This is a genomic window from Actinomycetes bacterium (genome assembly GCA_022396035.1).
GTDB lineage: Bacteria > Actinomycetota > Humimicrobiia > Humimicrobiales > Humimicrobiaceae > Halolacustris.
In genome coordinates, this window is record JAIOXO010000023.1 from 1 (window position 1) to 19,353 (window position 19,353).

A 19,353-nucleotide genomic window follows, 5' to 3' on the forward strand; every position below is an offset into this window, starting at 1 on the left:
CTGAATACCCTGATAAAAGATACGGATATAATACTTACCGGAGGCACCACCTTTTCCAGATACGGCTGTATTAAGAAATCAGACAAATACCTGATTATGGATATCTATGACCCCTACAATCTGGCGGTACTGGCTGAATACAAAAATGAGCCCATTGAAAAAAGGCTGAGTGTGCACAAGCTGGTACATTATAATTTAAATGAACAATTCTATTACGGGGACTTTTTTGTCTGTGCTTCAGAAAGGCAGAGGGATTTCTGGCTGGGTATGGCCGCGGCTCTGAACCGGGTAAATCCCTATACCTATAACCAGGATCCTACTTTAAAAAAGATGATGGATGTGGTTCCCTTCGGCCTGCCCTCTGAGAAACCCATGCACACCCGGCAGGTACTAAAAGGGGCAACCGAAGGCATAGGCCCTGATGATTTTGTGGTGCTGTGGGGCGGGGGAATCTATAACTGGTTTGATCCGGTAACCCTTATAAAAGCCATGGACCTGTTAAAAGAGAACAGACCGGATATAAAACTGTACTTCTTAGGCATAAAGCATCCCAATCCGGAGGTAAGGGAATTGCAGCTGGCTGACCACACTGTGGATATGGCTAAAAAGCTGGGGGTATATGAGAAGAATGTATTCTTTAATTTTGGCTGGGTTCCCTACCATGAGAGGCAGAACTATCTTCTGGAATCAGATGCAGGCATAATAACCCATCCCGAACAGATAGAAACCAGGTTCTCTTTTAGGACCAGGATGCTGGATTACCTGTGGGCGGGGCTGCCTATAATATCTACAGAGGGAGACAGCCTGAGCGAGCTTATCCAGAAAAATGGCCTGGGCCTGGTAGTAAAGCCTGAAAATCCCCGGGATGTTGCCAATGCCATAGAAAAGCTTGCCGATGATAAGCAGTTCTATAGCCAGTGCCAGAAAAACATAGCTGATATTGCTTCTGGTTACAGCTGGGATAAGGTATGCCAGCCCTTGATTGATTTCTGCCGGGATCCGGTATTCAGTGCAGTAAGAAAAAGGGTAGACGGCCAATCGGATACAGCATCTTCAGGCAAGAAGAGGGGCGGCGGTTATCTGGCCGGCAGGTTCCTGCATCATTTTTTCAAAAGCCCCAGGCAGAGCTTTAGATACCTTTCAAACTATATGCGCGGTAAATGAGTAGAGACTTATGGCCAGCAAAAAAGTAAAAACAATCCTTAAAATAATTAATGTAGTGGTAGTGGTAGGCTTTGGGATCTTCCTTATCTGGTACCTGCTGGACAAGGTGGAGATCGGCGCCATAAAACAGGCTTTCCTCAACATATACAAGCCCACCATGGTGTTGGGGCTTACCATGATGTTTTTTGACGGTTTCCTCAGGGGTTACCGTACCAAGATTCTCCTGGGATCAGAGAGGATAAGGATACTGGATCTTTTTTTTGTATCCCATATAAGGAATGCTTTCAATATGGTGCTTCCGGCCAGAACCGGGGAACTGTCCTATGTTTATGTGCTGAAACGGAAATTTAAATTTCCGGTAGAGATAGGCATGTCCACTCTGGCCGTAGCCCTGGTGTTTGACCTGGTAATTGTGTTTTCCCTGATTATCATCTCCATAATCATAGTGGGCATCAACCGGTATGCGGTATCCTCTACTACCGTAATAATGGTGGCTGCCGGGCTGTTAATTATTTCCCTGCTTATACTGTTTTTTTTATCAAAGATAGTGGGGTTGATAATACGATTTACAACATGGGTATTTTCCAAAACCCACTGGGACAGAATCAAATTTATAGACTACCTGTACAGCAAACTGGTAGGCATAAACCAGAATATCAAGGTAATACAGGGAAGAAAGATTTATACCAAAGTATATATTACCTCGGTGATTATCAGGCTGGTAAAGTTTTCCATATATTATTTTATGATACATTCACTGATGAAGCCCATGGGCTACGGGTTTGCCGAGCTTAATTACTGGGTAATATTTCTGGCCACCGCTGCCGCCGAGATTTCAGCGGTGCTGCCCACCCATGCCCTAGCCGGGCTGGGTACCTATGAATTTGCTTTTGTCTCGGTGCTTACCATGCTGGGCTTTCAGGAAAACATTGCCATTATAGTTGGTTTCAATTACCATATTATAAATCTGGTATTTACAGTTATGGTAGGCATATTGTCTATTATCATACTGGTTATGCCTTTTTATAAGATTAGAAAGATTAGTGCTGATGAGAATACTGATAACCGGTAGCAGGGGGCAACTGGGCAGCCAGCTTATAAGCCTGGGCGGATCAGAACATCAATTATACGGTTATGACTTGGATATGGATATAACCGATGCTGAGAAGGTACAAACCGAATTTGCCAGGGTAGAGCCCCAGGCAGTCATACATTGCGCTGCCTATACCGATGTAGACGGTTGTGAGGACAAGGTTCAGTTTACTTATGATGTAAACACCACCGGTACAGAGAACCTGGTAAGGGAAGCCAAAAAGTATGATGCGGATTTCTTATTTATATCCAGCGACTATGTATTTGACGGCAAAAAAGGTTCTTCCTACCTGGAGACCGACCAGCCTCATCCTATAAGTGTTTACGGGGATTCCAAGTACCGGGCAGAAAAGCTGGTAGCAGAAATTACTGACCGACACTATATAGTCAGGACTACCGGCATATACAGCATATACGGCAAAAACTTTGTAGATACAGTAATAAAAGCTGCCAGAAAAAAGAGCAGCCTCTCCATAGTAGATGACCAAATATGTACTCCCACTTTCAGCCTGGATCTGGCCCGGTGCGTATATGCGCTTATCGGAACCGGGGTTTATGGTATCTATCATGCTACCAATGGCGGACAGTGCTCCTGGTACCAGTTTACCCGGTATATGCTGGATATTATGGATATTGATACCAAGCTGGAGCCGGTAGCAAGCAGTAGTCTGACCCGCAAAGCCAGAAGGCCGGCTTATTCAGTATTGCAGAACTTTAATTTGGAAGAGAACCAGATATGCTTTATGCGTCCCTGGGAGGAGGCATTAAAGGATTTTTTGCTCAACCATTACCAAGCCAAACCCTAGAGTGATATGGCCAAGCTAAACAAAGCAGCATCTACTGCCATCAGGGTGGTTATAAGTGCTTCCCTTATAACTTTTTTAATTGTAAGGAACTGGGATAACTTCAAGATGATGGCCAATCATCTGGAGAGCATTAATATTGCTTTAATGGCGCTGGCCACCTTCCTGTATTTTCTGGGTATAGCCGGAATGGTATTCAGGTGGGGGATACTGCTGAGAGCCCAGCAGATGATTATCCACAGGGGATTTCTGCTGCAGTCGGTAATGATCGGTTTTTTTTATAATAATATTTTGCCCACCAGTGTAGGCGGTGATGCCTACCGGGTTTATGACATATATAAAAACAAGGGAGTCCCGGTAGACAGGACATTTTCTACAGTGGTGCTGGAAAGGTCCATGGGCACCATTACCGGGGCTATTTTTTTGGTATTTTCTTTCTTTTTCGGTATGTATGATATGGTAAGCTTCAATATGCTGTTAAGCCTGATAATTATACTGGCCCTGCTGATACTGCTGCTGGCTGTACTTATAAAGCCATACTTTTTTAAGATAGACAGGCTGTTTGAAAAGTTTGCTCTGTTAAGGAAGATCAGGCCCAAAGTGAAGTCCTTCAGGGACATACTGATAAGCTACAAAGACAAGAAGGCTTATCTGGGTGTATGTTTTGTATACAGCGTCATCATACAGATGTTTATAATCTTAAGCTACTGGCTGGTATCAGAATCGCTTACACTTAATATAGGTCTAAGTTCCTTTTTATTTATTGTCCCCTTTACCTCTATAGTAGCCAGCATACCCATAACCATTGGGGGCATAGGGTTAAGAGAGAATGCCCTGGCTTTTTTGGTGGCTACATTCGGGGCCAGTGAAAGCCAGGCTGCGCTGTTTTCATTTTTAATTTTGTTTATTATTCTATTTAACGCCCTGCTGGGCGGGTTGACTTATTTGGGGAAAAATGTATTTTTTAAGCCCAAAGGGGTTATCTGAATAAAAATTCCATATAGTTTTCCAGATAAAGGCCGATTCCTTCACTATACAGCGGACTCCCTACCAGTTTTAAAAATAATATGATGGAGAAAATAAAGATAAGGAAGAAAAACAGGTAGTATAATATTTTAAATAATACTGTTTTAAACATTTCTAATTTTCTGCTATTGTTATTAGGGTTATTATAATGGTAATGAATTTAAATGTATAGGTGATAAGGTGAGGGGTTTTTTAATATTTCTAAACATAGTGGTTTTGCTTTTTTTTCTGGTCATGTTTATATTTTTAGAGCCTTTGTTTCAGATCGTAGAAGATTACGTTACCCTGACCGCACTGCTTTCATCCTCTATTAAATTCTTCCTGGCTATAGTAATAGGATTCTGCATAGGCAACCTTACCCAGATTTTTACCAGTACTGCCTACCAGAGAACCCGCTGGGATATCAAAAGCTTTGTTCTCCTGTCTATCATCCCTGCTTTATTTCTAATAGCTATAAGTGTGGGTCCGGTAGTAAATATAATAACCCAGCTTCCGGTTATAAGGGGTAACTCTTCAGAGTTTCTTTATTACCTTATATCCTCCAGATACATATGGGTATTATGGGTAGGGGTTAACCTGGGGGCATCAATAAAATTTCCACAGGTCTACAGCCCCAAGAGGGCTAGAAATACCAAAATTCAATAAATAATTTTTCTATTCCATTTTAACCATTGATTTAATAGATAAGAGCAGCAGTAGTCATCTGCCGGTTAAGGAGTATATTATGACTCATGAGTGTTCTTATGTAATTCCATCCCCAACTATTCCAGAAATTTGTTATATGCTAAAAAGTAGATTTGGGAATTATGTAGAATTACAGTTCATACAACAGGTGGTTAACTCTGTATTTTACCTGGAGCCAGTAAACTATATGGATATAGTAAGGATAGGCTAGATACTTAACCATTATAGTGAAATGGATATCGGGTATGTGGATGCCGCTATCATTGCAATAGCTGAAAGGCTTAATATAAATAAATTAATAACTCTGGATAAAAAACACTTTTCGGTAGTTGCCCCTAAAAATTTTGAGAGATTTGATTTACTGGTCTAATTACTCCGGTATCTAATTCAATAGTGGAACAATATACCCAAGTGCTTCTTACTCAAACAGAAAGCAGGGATCCTTGTAATTGGCCCCAGGGTCATTGAATATATTGAATATCGAACCGTCTGCAAAGGAGTAAATATAAATCTGCTCCCTGCCGCTGGCATCAGAATCAAAACCAATATAATTACCGTCAGGAGAAAAAACAGGATGGGTATTGGTAGAACCATTGGCAGTAATCTGGGCCAGTATCTCTCCGGTTATATCCATTATATACACTTCGCCATTACTGCCCAGGTATTTGCTGAACACTATGGTTCTTCCATCAGGAGAAAAATCGGGAACCCTGTTTCTCTGCTGGTCTTTGGTAATATAATGGACGTTTTCCCCATTGTAATCCATGACCTTAATATCCTCCTTGGTGCCGGATTCAAACAGCACCAGGGGACGGTAAGGGTGCCCGGCGGGGTGCCAGTCATGGCTTTCAGTATTAAAGGTAAGCCTCTGGGGATTGCTGCCGTCCACACCTATACGGTAAACTTCCCATATATCGCCTTCCCTGGACTCATAGAACAAATACTGTCCGTCATGGGACCAGGCAGGATAAGCATTAAGGGTATTGCTGTCAGTTACCTGCCTTACTCCTGAACCATCGGTATTTATAATAAATACCTGCCACAGCCCGTTAACCTCTGAAGTAAAGGCAATCTGGCTTCCATCCGGAGAGACATTGGGATAAAGGTCGTCTTCCCCGTTATCGGTCAGCTGCCTTAAGTTACTGCCGTCCAGGTTGGATATATAGAGATCAAAATCTCCGCCGTTCCTGTCGCTTACAAATACCACCTGCTTGTTGCTGAATTCCTGCTGGGCATAAAAGCGGTCGGGGTTGTTGACATAAAAACTTGAACCCTTGATGCTTATGGCATCTCCGGGATTTATGGTAAAGTCTTCAATGTAGTTGTCTATCTCCAAAAATATGTTGCTCTTAAATTCAGGGTCATAGAGATAGGTCTCGATTATCTTCTTTTGCCAGCTGCTGTCGTTTTTCTGGGCATAAATATAAAGGTAGTGCTTTTCATTGGACCGGTATTCAGCAGCATCCCAGCTTACGCTAAAACCGCAATTATTAAACTGGGGCCCGAATACCTCGGCCACGTCGCTCCTGCCAATAGACCCGTATGCTGCATCACCCAGGTTTATGCCCCTGTCCAGGGGCCCGTCCAGATAAACATATATACTCTGAATCCCGGTACTGTCAGTGGCTTCCTGGTCCAGAGCCCAGCCCTGGATATCCAGTTCCTGGGGTTTTAAAATAGACAGGTTCTGGGGGCTGTCTAAATTAATGTTCAGATCTGTATCCGGAACATCTCCCTTGACCGTTATTTCCTTAATAGCGTAGTCATAATCTCCCTCATCGGTTATGGCATACACAAACAGGGTATGCAGCCCCGGTTCAAGCTGAACATCTCCCAGATCTATATTGTATTCAAATCCCGAATTTGCATATTGCTGACCGTATATATTCTGGATATCTTCCCTTTTTATCCCTACCGCAGTTTCTCCCAGAAATATTCCTGAATCCTGGGGACCGTCCAGATAAAATTCAATCTTTTCAATATTCTGGGCTGGCGGGGTGGTGTCCGCCTGTTTATCCTCGGTTTCCGGCTCATCGGCAGGATCTTCGGTAATCTTTTTTTCGCTTACCTCCACTTTTTCATCAGTCCCGGTTTCTGCCGCCGGTTCCCGGGGATCTGAACCTGCAGAAATGCCGGCAATAAATACGCTGCCTACAAATATCATGCCAATCACTAGAAATATAGCTAAAATTATAGATATTGCTTTAATTTTTATCTCTCCTTTAATTGATTACTGGCTTACTATTTTATAACTATATTTAATTTAATAAAATAGCCAGATAATCACCACTTAAGGATATGGCTGATGTCATTATTATAAGGATGCAGTCTGTAGTCAAGGGAATCAGTCACTATATCATCAAACACCAGTCTCCTGGATTTCTTTACTGCTTTTTAGCAGTCCACCAGGCCCCAGCCATAATAGATGTCCCTGCCAAATACTCCCTTGTCCTGCACTGTATCTATTAATATATTCTCAATCTCTACATTATTTAGAAAAGGGTTGGCTGAAAGCATAAGGGCCACCATCCCGGCAACATGGGCGCTGGACCAGGAGGTACCGGGTATATTGGTCCAATCTCCTCTGTTTTCTATCCCCGGTATTTCTTCACAAGGGGCAGATATAAAGCTAAGCTCATTGGCAGCGCTGTTAAGGGAATAGAATCCCTGCCTGTCCACCCCCCTGCTATATTATATACCCCTACCAGGTAGCCGGGAAAGCGGTGGCTATGGTGCTGATTTTTGCCTCTTCCATTTTCTTGGTCATAACTGGGCTTAGCTTTACTTAAAGCCGGTATATCCTCTAAGGCAAGAAGCCTGTCTAGTTTTCGATTTAGACCCCGCCTTTTTAAGATGTTATATACGGTTGCAGGGCATACGATATAGCCTAGTTCATTGGATATTCTTGCCGGACCATAAGCGGGGTACTCTTTAATAAATGCTAATATTTTCTCTACTATCTCGGACCTGGTGGAATTGGGCATTTTAGATTTTAATTTTTTTCTCACCCTTAGACCTACCATTCCGTAGTTAGTAAACCTTTTTAGCCCACTTGTAGCAATATGCCCTGGGTACCCCAGCTTCTCTGCAGGCTTTGGATATGTCATTGATAGATTTGGCCGCGGGTAGTAAACTTAACTTGTGGCCCGAGATGAAATCATCTTTGGTCATCACTACCTCCATGTGTGTATATTTTTTTATTGCTAATCAAATATTTTACACTTGGAGGTAGTGTTTTATCTATCAATTTATATCTATATTTTTATTTTGTTTTCAAAGAGCTCTTAAAACTAGAGTTGTAAAAACAACTCTTAAACAGTTTGATAATATGAAGATTAGCTTTATCGGGAAAATAAGCAAATCAAAAAAGCATTTTAAAAAGCAACTCGAGGGGTACGATTATAAAATTTTATTGATAATAAACATAACCCTGGCTAAAAAAATTTGGCGGTTATCCCTTAGCCGGGGGTAACCGCCGAGGATGGTTTTTTATCCTTTCACCTGTTCCGGCTTTTTTATTAGGGCAAGGTCAAAATCTTTTAGGTTACCATTACGGTTTGCAGTAAGGGTAATGTTGTCGCCAACTTCATGCTTTATGATTTCTGCCACCAGTTCCAAAGGCTCATGGACCTTTCCTCCATTAACTGCAGTAATTATATCGCCCTGTTTGAGCCCTGCAGACTCTGCTGGATATCCTTCCATTACACCGCTGACAAAAACTCCTTCTATGTCTGTATTGTTTTCACCCATCTCAATACCAATGAATGGCGTTTCTATTGTCCCGGAATTAATTAGCTTGTCTGCAATATTTAAAGCTGTATCGCTGGGAATAGCAAAGCCAATGCCCGCATTGGATCCGCTGGTAGAGTATATCATGGTATTAACCCCAAGCACCTGGCCTGCAGAGTTTACAAGCGCTCCTCCGCTGTTACCCGGGTTAATTGCAGCATCAGTTTGTATTAGGTCAACCAGGGGAAGGCGGTTATATGAAATAGCCACATCCCTTCCAACTGCGCTTATAACTCCCATTGTTACTGATTCATCTAGGCCAAATGGACTTCCAATTGCAATACATAGTTCTCCATCTTTAGCATTATTTACCGAGGTAAATTCAGCCGGACTTAGGCCCTGCGCATCTATCTTTATAACAGCAATATCCGTATTTTCGTCTCCGCCGATAAATTCTGCCGGGTATTCTTCACCACTGTCCAAAGTAACTATAAGTTCATTAGCATCAGATGCCACATGGTTATTTGTAATTATATACCCATCAGGGCTATATATGATTCCTGAACCTGTTCCTTCGCCCTGCCGGTAATTTCCAAATATATCTTCCTGCATCTTTCCAACTTTTATATTCACAATTGAAGGTTTTACGTCCTCTGCAACCCTGCTAACAGCCTGGTCAAACTTTGCTAAAATTTCTTCATTGCTAACTTTTCTCTCCTTCAGCTTTGAGGCTACTGGGCTGCTTTTGGAAACCTGGGCTTGAGCTGGCCTGGTTACAGTTATTTTAGGTGGCTCTATAGTAACTCCCATGAAAGAGCAGCCTGCAATTGATAAAAATACAAAAAAAGTAACCGCAGTTATAATAATAAGGTTAATCCATTTCTTCCTGTTCACTTTATCCTTCCTTTCAAAATGTAAAATTTATTACCTTTTGATTAGATTGTATAAAGAATAAATTAAATGCAGCTTAAAAATAGATTAAATTTTTTTAATCTTGTGGGGATTGACCGACCGGAAGCTTTACAATAAATCTGGTTCCTGAGCCAAGGCTGCTCTCAACTTTTATCTTGCCCCTGTGGACTTTGGCAATCCATTTCACAATGGACAACCCAAGGCCTGTTCCCTGGCCATTTCTAGCTTTATCCGCCTGGTAGAACCTGTCAAATATATATGGGATATCTGAATCTGCAATGCCAACTCCATTATCCTCCACTGCTAGGAAGGCGAAATTTTGCTCTCTTGTTAATGAAATATCAATTTTACCGCCTTCTCCTGTGTACTTGATTGTATTATCTATAAGATTTATAAGTAAGCGGGTTATCAGGGTCTGGTCTGCCTTTATATTAATATCTTTTACAGGTTTATAATTTAATTTTATCTTCTTTTCATTTGCCAGTCTTTGGTATTCTTTAACTATGTCGTCAACCAGGGTATTTAATTCTAAAACCTCGAAATCAAGTTTTTGTTCCCCTTCCCCTGTCCTGTTTATCATAAGAAGCTGTGATATTATATAACTCATTTTTTTAGTTTCAGAGAGTATTTTTTTTAAGGTTTGCCTGTGTTTCCTTTTGTCCTGTTTTACCGATAAAGATTGCTCTGCTTCTGCTGATATAATTGCCAGGGGGGTCCTTAGTTCATGGGAAGCGTCCGAAGCAAACTGCCTTTCTTTTTTTATAAAAGATTCAATTCTGTCAAGCATTTCATTAAAGGTGATTGCAAGCCTTCCAATCTCATCTTTTGTTTTTGGAATCTGGAGGCGCTGCTTTATGTCACCCTTGCTAATCTCCCTGGCGGTTTTGGTTATTTCATCAATGGACTTTAGCGACCTGTTTGCGAGGAACAGCCCGCCCACGGAAGCAATTATTAAATAAAAGGGAATTGAGGTAAAAAGTATCAGCCTGAGGTTTCCCAGTGTAGAAATAATATCTTCCATAGACCGGCTTACCCTTACCCACCCAATAATATTTCCACTCAAGCTTAGTGGTTGGTCATAAACAATCCGCCGGGTACTGCCTATATTAATATACCTAATACCCCTGCCTCTTATTGGGAGGTTTACAAGCTCGGGCAGCGTTTCGCTTTCAAGGTTTGCATTTCCCCTGGCATCAAATACCACAAAATAAGTACTGGTCGAAATAATTTCATAAGGCTTGTCAAACCTTATAACATTGCCCTCAATCTGGATTATCGAGAGTACCTGGTCTGCGTCAGCCTTTACCAATTTTTCAGTACTCTGGTACAAAAGTTTAGCTACAGTAAAGTATAAAAAGAGGCTGAAGATAATTAATAATATCAAAAAAAATAGCGCTTACCATATTGTAATCTTGTATTTTATCTTAAGATTTCTCACTTTTATACCTCAACACGTATCCGCCGCCCCTTATGGTATGTATTAGCTTGTTATTAAAACCTTCATCTATTTTCCTCCTGAGGTATCGGATATAGACTTCTACAATATTTGAATTATATTCAAAATCAAATCCCCATACATGTTCCGCAATCTGTGATTTTGTAAGGACCCTGTTCTTATTGCGCAAAAAATACTCCAGGAGGGAATACTCTTTGGAAGTAAGCTCAATTAGTTTTCCCCCTCTTTTTACTTCCCTTGTGACTGCATCAAGCTGCAGGTCGGCTATAGATAATATGGAGTCCCTTTTTTCTTGCTGGCGCCTCAAAAGAGCCCTGATCCTTGCTAGAAGCTCATCAAAAGAAAATGGCTTTACAAGATAATCATCTGCTCCAGTATCAAGGCCGATTACCCTGTCTTCAATAGAATCCATTGCTGTTAAAATAAGGACAGGCGATGAGATCTTTTAACTCTTATTTTCCTGAGCAAGCTCAAACCATCAATGAGAGGGATAAGCAAATCCAGTATTATGCAGTCATAATCTACTGAATTAATATAATCCTGGGCATCTTTTCCATTTGCTGCCGGGTCAACTGCATACCCTTCTTCAGATAATCTTTTTGTAATAAGTTCTAACAGCGAAAGCTCGTCTTCTATAACCAGTATTCTCAAGAAATTTTACCTCCATTGCAAAATAATTTAATTTAATTATATGAAATTAAGCTTAAAATAAAATTAAAATTTTCTAATTTAATTAAAATAGGACCAAGCCTTAGTATAAGTACTGGCTGCTACAGCCATTTGATCATTTTAGTATCTTTAATTTCTTTAACATGGAAATGCTTTGATCTGACCCCCTAAATTTAGACACATAAGTATCTTAACTTAGGAATAGATTTTACAGGAATTTTTAATATCATTTACCAAATTATCTTCAAATTCTTCCGGAGGCATATAGGCAATGGAAGAATGCAGCCTCTTTCCGTTGTAGACTTTTTCTATAAAGCAGGGGAGCCTCTCCACTACATCGATATAGGCCTCATAATCGGAACATATAGATTTCCTCTACTTTTAGCCTGCCAAAAAAAGGCTTCAGCAGATGCATTTTTCACCGGCATTCCTTTAGCGGACATAATGATACTAACGCCATGGTTGTTTAATAGATTAATATAACCTGTGCAAGCAGTACTGTATGCCCTTGTCAGAATGGTGGATTAGATCTGAGGTATCCCTTGCTTATTATTGCCATCCTTAAAGCTTCAAGTGCCAATTCTGCTGCCAGGCTTTTGCTTATAGCATAACCTACTATTTTTCGGCTGAAAGCATCTATAATAGCAGAAAGATACACAAAGCCATCTCTTATGCCGATATAGGTGATATCAGAGCACCACATCTGACCCATCCTCTCTATGGCCAGATCCTTTATGAGGTTTGGATATACCTTTAAGTTGTGGCAGCTGCTGGTGGTACGGGTGAATTTTTTCCTTTTTGACCTGTATACCCATCTTCCTCATCATTTTGGCCACCTTTTTATGGTTAACTGCTACCCCGTCCCCAGCAGATAAAAACCAGGTTTTCATCCAGGATTAAGATATCCGGTTACATATGGAGCATCCTTCCCATTATATCAACTGGGGGAGATAGCTTAAGCGTACTGATACAAAGCAAAGATCTGGGATTAGTAGTAAGAGCTGGAGATTCAGAAAAGGTTAAATCTATCATATTAAAACTGGCAGACGATAAAGCTTTTTACAACAGCTGCAAAAAAATGTTGAAAAAATAATCTTATAGATGAGAAGAAGTGGCCAAACTGCAAAATGATTTCTGCAGAGGACCGGTTTATAGTGCTTGCTGGGAAAATGTAGTCGACATATCCAACGGAGAAATTATCCCGCCAAAACAACCTGGGGAAATAAAAAAGACGCCCCTTTCTATCTGGTGTATAGATTTTTTTACCACTTTTGTAGAAAACCTTCAAAAAGCTTTAAATATCTTCCTAACTACATTCGCAGCGTATGAGAAAGCATGAAAGTAACTTTTTACAACTTAAGAAAAAAATTTCTCGTACCATAACCCCAGATTTATTAAAGCCCATAGGATATGGTTGTGGTTTTGCCTCAAACTTAGGTGCTCATTCACCAGGGCTGATATATATTCATTGTTAAAATTTTGTTTAATCAGGGGTGAAGTGTTGAAAATATGAAGCATATTGTCTTTAAAATCATCTTCCCTTATCCAATTTTTTATTGGAAAGGCATAACCCTGCTTTTTACGGTGAATAATTTCATCCGGCAAGAATTTATGCTTATCAAGGGCCTTCCGGAATATGTATTTAGTCATTAACTTCTTTAGTTTTAGTGTTGCAGGAATAGTTGCTGCCAGCTCTACCACTTCATGGTCAAGGAAGGGAACCCTTACCTCCAACGAAGTAGCCATGCTCATTTTATCTACTTTCATCAACACGCTGTCCGGCATGGTAAGCTTTGTATCAACAAATATATCCCTGTCTGCCGCAAGTTTAGAGTTGCATGAACGGCTAAAATGATATACGGGATCAAAGGGAGTAAAAGAAATTTCGTCTCTTAATGCTTTATCAAAAATATTTTTTTCAATTTCAGGATTTAAAAAATACTGCCAGCGCATAGCCCCAACATCTCTGGGGTAAAGGGAGCCTTCAATAAAACGCTTGAGCATATTGACTGCACCTTTTTTCTGTGCCTGGTCTGGCAATTTCATTATCAGGGGGGCAACTATTTTTTCTCTGAAAAGCCTTGGAAATAACTGGTAATAGCTATTTATTCTTGCCGCCTTAAAACGGTCGTAGCCCATGAAAACTTCATCGCCGCCCTCTCCGCTCAAGCATACTTTGACTTGTTGCCTTGCCTTTTGGCATATCAGATAGAATGGTATGGTAGAAAGGTCTGTCATGGGTTCATCAAGATGGTAAAGGCTTCTTGTTATATCTTCCATTGAAATGGGATCAATAATCAAAACATTATGTTCTGTATCAAAAAAATCAGATACTTTCTTTGCATATGGTAACTCGGAAAAGGTCTTATCTTTATATCCTATGGTAAAAGTCTTTATCTTCTTGCCATAATTTTTGGCAGTAAGCCCAACTACAGTACTGGAATCAAGCCCGCCCGAAAGGAATACTCCTAAAGGCACGTCACTTATCAAACGCCTCTTAACTGATTTTTCAAGGGCTGCAAAAATGCGGCTTGCCGCTTCTTCCTCATTGGTTATGGTATTTGAAAATTTAATGTCCCAATATTTTTCAATATGAAAATTCCCGTTTTTGAAAATAGCATAGTGTCCCTGGGGCAGCTTGTATATATTCTTAAACATAGTATCTGGAGAAGGAACGAATTCATAACCAAGATAGTAATAAACTGACTGAAAATTTACTTCTTTGCTAACTGCGCTGGATTCCAGAATTGATTTTATTTCAGAACCAAAAATTAATTTGCCGTCTTTGTAATAATAATAAAGGGGCTTAATCCCGATCCGGTCTCTGGCTAAAAATAGTTCTTTTTTATCATTATCCCATATCGCTATAGCAAACATTCCATTAAACTTATCCAGGCATTTTATCCCATATTCTTCATAGCTCTTTAGCACTACTTCTGTATCACTGTGCCCCGCAAACCCACATCCCTTTAAGGTTAATTCTTTTTTAATTTCAGGAAAATTGTAGATTTCACCATTATATACAATCCAAAGGTTTCCCTTTTTATTAACCATTGGCTGGTTTCCCCTTTTTGAAAGGTCTATGATACTAAGGCGCGCATTTCCAATAGACATACCTGGAAAAGTTTTTGTTCCCTTGGAGTCAGGTCCCCGGTGGTATATCTTATCAGTCATTCTCTGTATGAGCTTTTCATCCTGCCAGTTGAATCCACAAATTCCGCACATAAGTTATCCCTCAAATATAGTTATTCTCCCTATACCATTCCTCAGTCCTCTTCAATCCTTCTTCGATTCCCACCTTGGGCTGATAATTTATTTCCTGCTTTGCCTTATCAATTACAAAAGCTCTGTTCTGCCTGAACCAGTCAACCCGGCGCCTGAACAGGGGCGGGGTAACCTTTACCAGGTTGCAAAGAAATTCACATATGCACGCCCCTATATACAGAGGCATAAAGGGAAGATGGACAAACTTTACAGAGATACCCATGGATTCGCCAACTTTTTTTGCCAGCTCCTTGATTGTAAAATATTCTTCGTCTCCGATTATATATTCTTCTGCACTTTCTTTATCGCTGTTAAAGGCAGCGTAGAATCCGTCATTTAAGTTTTCAATATATACCGGGTGGTAAAAAGCCTTTCCATTGCCAAACATATAAAATTTACCCTTTTTTGCCAGCTTGAAAAGGTAAACAAACCTTTCAGGATCTCCCGGTCCGTAAATAGCCGTAGGCCTTATAATTACAGTTTTCAGGCCTTTTTTAGTAAATTCCTTTACTACTTTTTCGCCTTCATGTTTTGTATACTGGTAATAATCAGCCGGGGTTATAGGCGAATTCTCATTTCCAGGTGGATTGTCTATGTTCCCATGAACTCCCTGGGTGGAGCAGTATACAAACTTTTTAAGCGGTTGTTTTATTGCCTCCTCACATAAAGTACGGGTGCCCTCAACGTTAACGTCCCAATAAACTTGCTTGGGGACATTTATTTGCCTGAAGGCGGCTGCCAGATGGAATACCCCCTCTACATCCTTCAAGGATTCTTTAACAGCATCCCTGTCTGTTACCGAGGCTATGTTGATATTAGCTTTTTTATCAATAAGGGTATCATAAAAAAGGCCCTTCTGGTTATCGAGAATATTTACCTTATGGCCTCTGTCAATTAAATATTCTGCCAGGCGGCTGCCAGTAAAACCTGTCCCGCCAGTTACTAAAAGCTGCATAATAGCCCCTTTTTAGAATAAGTTGCCTAATTGAATGATTATAAACTATATTTTGACAAAAACAAAAAATATTTTGAATTAAAGACAATCCATGCTCAAAACCGCCAGCCTCTAAACATGAGTTGTTTTTAATTTTATTTCTTATATAATATAGAAAAATATTTTTTGGATAGGACAGATACTGGCTGGTAACATAAGTACTATTTATCCATAAATTATTTATTAAAAGTATTCTCAAGGGGTTTAGTTGAATATATTTTTCAGTAACGGGAATACGCAGGGAGAAATTCTTAAGCCGCCTGGCAGCAAGCCAATACTGAAAGAATATCTAATCGTATCTGCCATACTTATTACGCTTGTAATTACATTCCTGTGGAAAATCTTTTTTCTGGGCCAGGTATTGTTACCTGCAGACATGATAAATACAATGACCCACCCCTGGGTGCTGGCAGAGGGAAACACCTATGCTCCGGGAGCTCCCCCATATAATCCCAGCCTCTCGGACCCCATTTATATTTATTATTCTATGAAGCATTACCTTAAGGACTGTTTTAATAATAGTATACTGCCTCTCTGGAACCCCAATTCTTTTTGTGGTTATCCGTTCATGACCAAGATTGTAGGAGATATGTACAATCCACTGGATTTCATGTTCCTGATATTTCCTGTTACCAAAGCATTTGGATATTCGGCAGCTTTCCATTTATTTCTTGCAGGAATTTTCATGTACGCATTTGCCCGTTCGCTGAAGGTACCAATCTGGGGTTCACTGTTTGCAGCCATTGCCTTTATGTTTAATGCCAATACCATATTGTGGCTGGAATTTCCTACCCACCTTAAAGGCGAACTGTGGATTCCATTGATTTTCTTGTTTATAATAAAGTACTTTAAGGAAAAGAAAATTATTTTCTCCCTGCTTGCAGGTCTCTTTTTAGGGATGCAAATCCTTACTATGAGCAACCAGGTTATCCAGTTTACTGTGGTAGCGCTGGGGTTGATACTTGTGGTTAACATAATTTATGACCTTTTCCATAAAAATTATATTGACATTTTTAAAAAAATAGGGGCTACTGCTTTAGCAGGAGCCATAGGCTTTTTAATAGGCTCCTGTTACCTGTTTCCTTTTTATAAGGAATTCATCAACTCGCAAAGGGCCGCTCAGGTAAGAAGCGGCGGCGGAAACCTCAATTTTAGGTATCTCTTGGCACTGTTGAACCCCAATTTTTTTGGCAGCCTGACAGCAGGAAAATTCTGGCTGCGCGGAACAAACTTTATTGAATCTGTAAGATATAGCGGTGTAATTACTCTAATTCTTGCAGGCATTGCGGTGTTTTTCAGGCGGGGGAAAAATGCAATCGTATTTTCTTCAATACTTGTTATAACTGTCCTGATTAATTCCGTTCCCCTAGTGTACTCCGCCTTTAATACAGTGGTTCCATTTTTTGATAAATCCGGAATTTCAAGGATGCTAATGCTTGTTCCCTTCTCTCTGGCTATTCTGGCAGCAATGGGAATTTCTTACCTTCAAAAACTCCAGGAAGGAAAAATCGCAGGTAATTTGGATCTGATAAGAAGAAGGGGTGCTATATTTAGCCTATCTTTTGGAATTTTATTTATCGCCATTATGATTTTATCTGCAAATATTTTTAGCACAAATATAGATATCGGAAGAATAGCTGAACACCCGGTTATAAAGTTGGAGACTTTTTCATTCATCCTGTTTCTCGTCCTTGCAATAATATCCACTGCAATTGTTGTTGGAATATTCATTTTTAAAAGGTTTAGGAAATTCTTAATAATTTTGATTGTCCCCCTAATAGTTGCAGACCTTTTCACTTTTGGAATGAATATAAACACGGTTTCAGAAGAAAATCAGATATTTTTCAAAACTCCTGCCATTGAATATATTAAAAGTGATAAAGGTGTTTATAGGATAGTTGGCATTACAGGTGGAACCCTTAGCCCCAATTCCCCCTGGGTTTTTAACCTTCAGGACATAGGCGGTTATGACCCCATAATGCCGGAAGATTATTCGGAATTCTGGGCTAATTTCCAGGGCCCGGGTTATGTAAGGCCGAATGGCAAGGTGGGGGCAGATAAAATGGATAAAAATTTCCTTGCCTTAACCAATACCAGATACATAATGAGTTATGGATATCTGGATAATAACGGATATTTTGTAGAAAACCTTGATAAAATGCTAAACAGGGAAGAGCATTCGGATGTCAGTGTAAATATTTGGAATTTTAATGAATACATTATTCCCACTATAGTGGTGCCCCCCGATTCCAATATTAAATTTAATTACCACATTGGAGAAGGCCAAAAACTTTCATTCTACCTTACAGGCTACCCCCAGGACTGGGGCCAAATCTCGGGGGACGGTGTAGTCTACAGCATATTTATAGAATACGGAGGTAAAAAAGAAAAGATCTTCCAGAACTATCTAAACCCCATAGAAGTGCCTGGAGACAGGGAATGGAAGGTTGAAACTATAGATTTATCCAAATATGCTAACAGGGATGTAACTATATCTTTTACAACCTCCAGCAAAAACAGCACTGATAATGACATGCCCGGTTGGGGCAACCCTAAAATAATTACAGCCGGCGGTCAAGGCGATAAAGGATTGGTTTTAAAATACGACAGGGAAGCAAAAATTTACCGCAACTATGATTCTCTGCCCCGCGCTTTTCTGGCCGGAGAAACTAAAATTTACAACGACAACAACCTCATATTAGAACAGCTGGTAGAAAATCATAGGCTGGATTTAAAAAATACGGTATTTTTACTGGACCAGGGAAATGAAAAAATAAAAAGTCTTAATACGAGCAAGAAAACTGGCAATGCAGAGATTATGAAATACAGCAATAATTACGTTAAGATAAATACTGAATCACAAACTGACAATTACCTGGTGCTTCTTGACCGCTATGATGACGACTGGAAAGTATATGTAGACGGAGAGCAAAGGAACATAATAAAGGCAAATTTCTTGTTCCGAGCAGTATATGTTGGGAAAGGCAGCCATGTTGTTGAATTCAGGTACCAGCCGAAATGGTTTAAATATAGCGTATTATTTTCTCTGGCTGTATTAATTGCTGTCCTTACAGCCATTATTTGCCTGTATTGGAAAAAATATAGAAAAGGAAAGATAGATAGGCCGTCTGGCTTAGTATAAAATACTGTAATCAAGCGCCTGGTATAAAATATTTGCATAAAGAATAGCTCTTGTTTCACTTACATTTTCATAACAGCCAACCAGTCCCAACCCTAATAGATATCTTTTTTATATATACCCTTCTTATGGGCTTTGGCTTCAAGTATGTTTCCAATATCCTCGCATCCAAGTAAGGGATTGGCAGAAACCATTAATTCTACTACTCTGGTAAAATGGGCGTTTGACCATGGTGAATTTCCGGGCCTCTGCTAATTCCCAGCGGTCTTTATCTCCGGTATGTAGCTGCTGGCTGGTTCAGGGCCGGGTATAGTAATTGGAAGCATAAAATTGTACCCTACAGCATAAGCGATGGCATCGCCAGTCTTTCCAGAGTCCCTCTCTTTTGAGTCCAGAACCTTTTCTGTAACTATTGGAATCC

General features: G+C 40.2%; 17 protein-coding genes and 1 pseudogene. 7 read left to right on the top strand and 11 right to left on the bottom strand.

Annotated features, from left to right (window positions below; genetic code table 11):
- From K9H14_07115 to K9H14_07140, 6 genes are all read left to right on the top strand, one after another.
- Positions 1–1,164: glycosyltransferase (locus tag K9H14_07115; GenBank protein MCG9479962.1), on the top strand; the 1,164-nt coding region annotated here is incomplete at its 5' end.
- A 10-nt stretch (positions 1,165–1,174) separates the two neighbouring features.
- Entirely contained in the window at positions 1,175–2,236 is a 1,062-nt protein-coding gene (locus K9H14_07120; GenBank protein ID MCG9479963.1) for a flippase-like domain-containing protein, read from the top strand.
- Positions 2,214–3,062 (top strand): dTDP-4-dehydrorhamnose reductase, encoded by an 849-nt coding sequence (gene rfbD / locus K9H14_07125; protein MCG9479964.1) that lies wholly within the window; start codon positions 2,214–2,216, stop codon positions 3,060–3,062. The genes K9H14_07120 and rfbD overlap by 23 nt, the downstream gene beginning before the upstream one ends.
- A gap of 6 nt (positions 3,063–3,068) precedes the next feature.
- Complete coding sequence (locus K9H14_07130; protein ID MCG9479965.1) at positions 3,069–4,046, top strand: flippase-like domain-containing protein; 978 nt, start codon at positions 3,069–3,071, stop codon at positions 4,044–4,046.
- A 219-nt stretch (positions 4,047–4,265) separates the two neighbouring features.
- Positions 4,266–4,730 (top strand): hypothetical protein, encoded by a 465-nt coding sequence (locus tag K9H14_07135; protein ID MCG9479966.1) that lies wholly within the window; start codon positions 4,266–4,268, stop codon positions 4,728–4,730.
- Between the two features lie 271 nt (positions 4,731–5,001).
- Positions 5,002–5,139 (top strand): hypothetical protein, encoded by a 138-nt coding sequence (locus K9H14_07140; protein MCG9479967.1) that lies wholly within the window; start codon positions 5,002–5,004, stop codon positions 5,137–5,139.
- Positions 5,140–5,187: 48 nt separating this feature from the next.
- Here K9H14_07140 and K9H14_07145 read toward each other — a convergent pair whose 3' ends face one another.
- From K9H14_07145 to K9H14_07195, 11 genes and pseudogenes are all read right to left on the bottom strand, one after another.
- Positions 5,188–6,942, bottom strand: coding sequence for a hypothetical protein (locus K9H14_07145; GenBank protein MCG9479968.1), 1,755 nt, complete (start codon positions 6,940–6,942; stop codon positions 5,188–5,190).
- A gap of 221 nt (positions 6,943–7,163) precedes the next feature.
- Entirely contained in the window at positions 7,164–7,448 is a 285-nt protein-coding gene (locus K9H14_07150) for a S8 family serine peptidase (GenBank protein MCG9479969.1), read from the bottom strand.
- Positions 7,449–7,799: 351 nt separating this feature from the next.
- Complete coding sequence (locus tag K9H14_07155) at positions 7,800–7,940, bottom strand: hypothetical protein (protein MCG9479970.1); 141 nt, start codon at positions 7,938–7,940, stop codon at positions 7,800–7,802.
- A gap of 318 nt (positions 7,941–8,258) precedes the next feature.
- On the bottom strand, positions 8,259–9,392 hold the full coding sequence (locus K9H14_07160) for a trypsin-like peptidase domain-containing protein (protein ID MCG9479971.1): 1,134 nt from the start codon (positions 9,390–9,392) through the stop codon (positions 8,259–8,261).
- 94 nt (positions 9,393–9,486) lie between these two features.
- Entirely contained in the window at positions 9,487–10,740 is a 1,254-nt protein-coding gene (locus K9H14_07165) for a HAMP domain-containing histidine kinase (protein ID MCG9479972.1), read from the bottom strand.
- Between the two features lie 94 nt (positions 10,741–10,834).
- Positions 10,835–11,517, bottom strand: a pseudogene (locus K9H14_07170) (response regulator transcription factor).
- Positions 11,518–11,730: 213 nt separating this feature from the next.
- Positions 11,731–11,868 (bottom strand): hypothetical protein, encoded by a 138-nt coding sequence (locus tag K9H14_07175; protein MCG9479973.1) that lies wholly within the window; start codon positions 11,866–11,868, stop codon positions 11,731–11,733.
- A 178-nt stretch (positions 11,869–12,046) separates the two neighbouring features.
- The gene (locus K9H14_07180; GenBank protein MCG9479974.1) at positions 12,047–12,238 is read right to left on the bottom strand and encodes a DDE-type integrase/transposase/recombinase; all 192 of its coding nucleotides are present in this window, start codon (positions 12,236–12,238) and stop codon (positions 12,047–12,049) included.
- A complete protein-coding gene (locus K9H14_07185) occupies positions 12,225–12,425 on the bottom strand; it encodes an IS3 family transposase (GenBank protein ID MCG9479975.1) in 201 nt (66 codons plus the stop codon). The genes K9H14_07180 and K9H14_07185 overlap by 14 nt, the downstream gene beginning before the upstream one ends.
- A gap of 466 nt (positions 12,426–12,891) precedes the next feature.
- Positions 12,892–14,760: an asparagine synthase (glutamine-hydrolyzing) gene (gene asnB / locus K9H14_07190; protein MCG9479976.1), complete on the bottom strand. Its 1,869-nt coding sequence runs from the start codon at positions 14,758–14,760 to the stop codon at positions 12,892–12,894.
- A 10-nt stretch (positions 14,761–14,770) separates the two neighbouring features.
- Complete coding sequence (locus tag K9H14_07195; GenBank protein ID MCG9479977.1) at positions 14,771–15,754, bottom strand: NAD(P)-dependent oxidoreductase; 984 nt, start codon at positions 15,752–15,754, stop codon at positions 14,771–14,773.
- A 415-nt stretch (positions 15,755–16,169) separates the two neighbouring features.
- Between K9H14_07195 and K9H14_07200 the strand changes: the two genes are divergently transcribed.
- On the top strand, positions 16,170–18,935 hold the full coding sequence (locus tag K9H14_07200) for a YfhO family protein (protein MCG9479978.1): 2,766 nt from the start codon (positions 16,170–16,172) through the stop codon (positions 18,933–18,935).
- The last annotated feature ends 418 nt before the right edge of the window (positions 18,936–19,353 follow it).

What these genes read in the sequence shown, in the direction of transcription:
- K9H14_07120 (MCG9479963.1), top strand. Translation starts at nt 1,175, where the DNA reads ATGGCCAGCAAAAAAGTAAAAACAATCCTTAAAATAATTAATGTAGTG.
- rfbD (MCG9479964.1), top strand. Translation starts at nt 2,214, where the DNA reads ATGAGAATACTGATAACCGGTAGCAGGGGGCAACTGGGCAGCCAGCTT.
- K9H14_07130 (MCG9479965.1), top strand. Translation starts at nt 3,069, where the DNA reads ATGGCCAAGCTAAACAAAGCAGCATCTACTGCCATCAGGGTGGTTATA.
- K9H14_07140 (MCG9479967.1), top strand. Translation starts at nt 5,002, where the DNA reads ATGGATATCGGGTATGTGGATGCCGCTATCATTGCAATAGCTGAAAGG.
- K9H14_07155 (MCG9479970.1), bottom strand. Translation starts at nt 7,940, where the DNA reads ATGACCAAAGATGATTTCATCTCGGGCCACAAGTTAAGTTTACTACCC.
- K9H14_07180 (MCG9479974.1), bottom strand. Translation starts at nt 12,238, where the DNA reads ATGTGGTGCTCTGATATCACCTATATCGGCATAAGAGATGGCTTTGTG.
- K9H14_07185 (MCG9479975.1), bottom strand. Translation starts at nt 12,425, where the DNA reads ATGAAAACCTGGTTTTTATCTGCTGGGGACGGGGTAGCAGTTAACCAT.
- asnB (MCG9479976.1), bottom strand. Translation starts at nt 14,760, where the DNA reads ATGTGCGGAATTTGTGGATTCAACTGGCAGGATGAAAAGCTCATACAG.
- K9H14_07195 (MCG9479977.1), bottom strand. Translation starts at nt 15,754, where the DNA reads ATGCAGCTTTTAGTAACTGGCGGGACAGGTTTTACTGGCAGCCGCCTG.
- K9H14_07200 (MCG9479978.1), top strand. Translation starts at nt 16,170, where the DNA reads ATGATAAATACAATGACCCACCCCTGGGTGCTGGCAGAGGGAAACACC.